A 1,174-nucleotide genomic window follows, 5' to 3' on the forward strand; every position below is an offset into this window, starting at 1 on the left:
ATACTTTGTGGCGTATTCGCAACGGGGAAGAGTTTGTCAGTGGCTTTGTTGACACTAACATCGGTCGCTTGCGCTGAAAGTAGCACAGCGATGAGTAACTCAAATGGAGAGCTCCAGTTCAGTTCCGTTTCAGGATTGGGGTTGTTTTCTCTTAATCGTTCAAGAATTTCTATTCTTTTTTCTTTGTTCATTGCTGACTTCCAAACCCGTCTTTGCGGTTTATGAAAAAGGCCCTACGAGTGGTAGAGCCTTGATTTTAGAATTCTTATATTATGCGTTAGTTACGCGAGCACGCTCAATGGCCGGTTTTTCTTCTTTCGGCTGACGAGCCTGAATTGAGCTGTCGATAACATTTTTCAACGCAATCAAAAGTCCTACACCGATGAAAGCACCTGGTGGTAATAGTGCTAATAAGAAGCTGCTATCAAATTGGAATACTTGAATGCGCAGCGCTGCAGCCCAGTCACCCAATAGCAAGTCTGCGCCGTCAAACAATGTGCCGTTGCCGATAAGCTCGCGCATTGAGCCCAACACAACTAGCACACTGGTCATGCCCAGTCCCATCCATAAGCCGTCCAATGCGGCAGGAAGCACATCATTTTTTGAAGCGTAAGCTTCGGCGCGACCGATGATGATACAGTTGGTTACGATCAACGGGATAAAGATACCCAGTGATAGGTACAATCCGTAAGCGTAAGCATTCATTAGTAGCTGGACGCAGGTTACGAGTGACGCAATGATCATAACGAAAACCGGAATTCGGATCTCTTTAGGAACATAGTTACGGATCAGTGAAACCGTTACGTTAGACCCCACTAGTACCAGTAATGTGGCAATACCAAGCCCCAGCGCGTTGGTGATCGTCGATGAAACGGCGAGTAGAGGACATAAACCGAGCAGCTGAACCAATGCTGGGTTGTTGCTCCACATGCCGTTCTTCATCAATTGTTTGTTTTCGCTCATTGATTGTCTCCTGCGCAGTTTAGTGGCTGGCTGAGAATCTCATCACGAGATTGATTTACGTAGTTTACGGTGTTTCTGACTGCTTTGACGACAGCTCGAGGCGTAATGGTAGCGCCAGTAAACTGATCAAAGTCTCCACCATCTTTACGAACTTTCCATGAGTTCCAGTTACTTTCCGTGACTTGTTTGCCCGTAAAGCTCAGGATCCAGT

The 1,174-nt window shown here is 46.4% G+C and carries 2 protein-coding genes and 1 pseudogene; all 3 read right to left on the reverse strand.

The genetic code is table 11. The annotated features are described in order from the left end of the window. Positions 1 to 191: pseudogene (locus tag R7F67_RS24535) on the reverse strand (endonuclease III); the annotation flags it as partial. A gap of 79 nt (positions 192 to 270) precedes the next feature. Beyond that, positions 271 to 963, reverse strand: a complete 693-nt coding sequence (locus R7F67_RS24540; RefSeq protein WP_005480817.1) for an electron transport complex subunit E — start codon at positions 961 to 963, stop codon at positions 271 to 273. Beyond that, on the reverse strand, positions 960 to 1,174 hold a 215-nt coding region (locus R7F67_RS24545), incomplete at its 5' end, for an FMN-binding protein (protein ID WP_318057503.1). The genes R7F67_RS24545 and R7F67_RS24540, both read right to left, overlap by 4 nt.

The organism is Vibrio sp. YT-17 (assembly GCF_033337375.1).
Lineage (GTDB): Bacteria > Pseudomonadota > Gammaproteobacteria > Enterobacterales > Vibrionaceae > Vibrio > Vibrio alginolyticus.